This is a genomic window from Edaphovirga cremea (genome assembly GCF_003332275.1).
Classification (GTDB): Bacteria; Pseudomonadota; Gammaproteobacteria; order Enterobacterales; family Enterobacteriaceae; genus Edaphovirga; species Edaphovirga cremea.
The window spans coordinates 1-3,168 of the sequence record NZ_QOVA01000057.1; the positions used below are offsets into that span (position 1 = coordinate 1).

The 3,168-nt window shown below is 53.0% G+C and carries 2 rRNA genes; both read left to right on the forward strand.

The features are described 5' to 3' along the window. Nucleotides 1-17: 17 nt before the first annotated feature. Nucleotides 18-2,928: ribosomal RNA gene (locus DRI82_RS23600) — 23S ribosomal RNA — on the forward strand. A gap of 119 nt (nt 2,929-3,047) precedes the next feature. Next, nucleotides 3,048-3,163, forward strand: a 5S ribosomal RNA gene (gene rrf, locus DRI82_RS23605). Nucleotides 3,164-3,168: the final 5 nt, after the last annotated feature.

The window sequence follows — 3,168 nt, forward strand, 5'->3', positions numbered from 1 at the left end:
ACACCTTCGGGTTGTGAGGTTAAGCGACTAAGCGTACACGGTGGATGCCTAGGCAGTCAGAGGCGATGAAGGGCGTGCTAATCTGCGAAAAGCGTCGGCAAGGTGATATGAACCGTTATACCCGACGATACCCGAATGGGGAAACCCAGTGTGATACGTCACACTATTGCATGGTGAATTCATAGCCATGCAAGGCGAACCGGGGGAACTGAAACATCTAAGTACCCCGAGGAAAAGAAATCAACCGAGATTCCCCCAGTAGCGGCGAGCGAACGGGGAACAGCCCAGAACCTGAATCAGTTTGTGTGTTAGTGGAAGCGTCTGGAAGGTCGCACAGTAAAGGGTGATAGTCCCGTACACAAAAATGCACATTCTGTGAGTTCGATGAGTAGGGCGGGACACGTGACATCCTGTCTGAATATGGGGGGACCATCCTCCAAGGCTAAATACTCCTGACTGACCGATAGTGAACCAGTACCGTGAGGGAAAGGCGAAAAGAACCCCGGCGAGGGGAGTGAAACAGAACCTGAAACCGTGTACGTACAAGCAGTGGGAGCCTTCTTTCGAGGGGGTGACTGCGTACCTTTTGTATAATGGGTCAGCGACTTATATTTTGTAGCAAGGTTAACCGAATAGGGGAGCCGTAGGGAAACCGAGTCTTAACTGGGCGTCAAGTTGCAAGGTATAGACCCGAAACCCGGTGATCTAGCCATGGGCAGGTTGAAGGTTGGGTAACACTAACTGGAGGACCGAACCGACTAATGTTGAAAAATTAGCGGATGACTTGTGGCTGGGGGTGAAAGGCCAATCAAACCGGGAGATAGCTGGTTCTCCCCGAAAGCTATTTAGGTAGCGCCTCGTGAATTCATCTCCGGGGGTAGAGCACTGTTTCGGCTAGGGGGCCATCCCGGCTTACCAAACCGATGCAAACTACGAATACCGGAGAATGTTATCACGGGAGACACACGGCGGGTGCTAACGTCCGTCGTGAAGAGGGAAACAACCCAGACCGCCAGCTAAGGTCCCAAAGTCATGGTTAAGTGGGAAACGATGTGGGAAGGCACAGACAGCCAGGATGTTGGCTTAGAAGCAGCCATCATTTAAAGAAAGCGTAATAGCTCACTGGTCGAGTCGGCCTGCGCGGAAGATGTAACGGGGCTAAACCATGCACCGAAGCTGCGGCAGCGACACTATGTGTTGTTGGGTAGGGGAGCGTTCTGTAAGCCGTCGAAGGTGGCCTGTGAGGGCTGCTGGAGGTATCAGAAGTGCGAATGCTGACATAAGTAACGATAATGCGGGTGAAAAACCCGCACGCCGGAAGACCAAGGGTTCCTGTCCAACGTTAATCGGGGCAGGGTGAGTCGACCCCTAAGGCGAGGCTGAAAAGCGTAGTCGATGGGAAACAGGTTAATATTCCTGTACTTGGTGTTACTGCGAAGGGGGGACGGAGAAGGCTAGGCTGGCCGGGCGACGGTTGTCCCGGTTTAAGCGTGTAGGGGGAGAGAATTGGTAAATCCGTTCTCTTATCTAACCCTGAGGCGTGATGACGAGTCACTACGGTGATGAAGCAGTTGATGCCATGCTTCCAGGAAAAGCCTCTAAGCATCAGGTAACACGAAATCGTACCCCAAACCGACACAGGTGGTCAGGTAGAGAATACTCAGGCGCTTGAGAGAACTCGGGTGAAGGAACTAGGCAAAATGGTGCCGTAACTTCGGGAGAAGGCACGCTGGCACGTAGGTGAAGGGACTTGCTCCCGGAGCCGAAGCCAGTCGCAGATACCAGCTGGCTGCAACTGTTTAATAAAAACACAGCACTGTGCAAACACGAAAGTGGACGTATACGGTGTGACGCCTGCCCGGTGCCGGAAGGTTAATTGATGGGGTCAGCCGCAAGGCGAAGCTCTTGATCGAAGCCCCGGTAAACGGCGGCCGTAACTATAACGGTCCTAAGGTAGCGAAATTCCTTGTCGGGTAAGTTCCGACCTGCACGAATGGCGTAATGATGGCCAGGCTGTCTCCACCCGAGACTCAGTGAAATTGAACTCGCTGTGAAGATGCAGTGTACCCGCGGCAAGACGGAAAGACCCCGTGAACCTTTACTATAGCTTGACACTGAACATTGAGCCTTGATGTGTAGGATAGGTGGGAGGCATCGAAGTGTGGACGCCAGTCTGCATGGAGCCAACCTTGAAATACCACCCTTTAATGTTTGATGTTCTAACTCGGCCCCCTGATCGGGGGTGAGGACAGTGTCTGGTGGGTAGTTTGACTGGGGCGGTCTCCTCCTAAAGAGTAACGGAGGAGCACGAAGGTTAGCTAATCACGGTCGGACATCGTGAGGTTAGTGCAATGGCATAAGCTAGCTTGACTGCGAGAGTGACGGCTCGAGCAGGTACGAAAGTAGGTCATAGTGATCCGGTGGTTCTGAATGGAAGGGCCATCGCTCAACGGATAAAAGGTACTCCGGGGATAACAGGCTGATACCGCCCAAGAGTTCATATCGACGGCGGTGTTTGGCACCTCGATGTCGGCTCATCACATCCTGGGGCTGAAGTAGGTCCCAAGGGTATGGCTGTTCGCCATTTAAAGTGGTACGCGAGCTGGGTTTAGAACGTCGTGAGACAGTTCGGTCCCTATCTGCCGTGGGCGTTGGAAGATTGAGAGGGGCTGCTCCTAGTACGAGAGGACCGGAGTGGACGCATCACTGGTGTTCGGGTTGTCATGCCAATGGCATTGCCCGGTAGCTAAATGCGGAAAAGATAAGCGCTGAAAGCATCTAAGCGCGAAACTTGCCTCGAGATGAGTCTTCCCTTGGACTTTGGGTCCACTGAAGGAACGTTAAAGACGATGACGTTGATAGGCTGGGTGTGTAAGTGCAGCGATGCATTGAGCTAACCAGTACTAATGATCCGTGAGGCTTAACCTTACAACACCGAAGGTGTTTTAGAGAGACGAGAGTAGATTTTCAGCGAATGTTCCGTGATTGGTCCGTATGGCTGCGTACAGTAAAGACTGTGTGTAGCGGTGTGGATGAAACAGAATTTGCCTGGCGGCAGTAGCGCGGTGGTCCCACCTGACCCCATGCCGAACTCAGAAGTGAAACGCCGTAGCGCCGATGGTAGTGTGGGGTCTCCCCATGCGAGAGTAGGGAACTGCCAGGCATCAA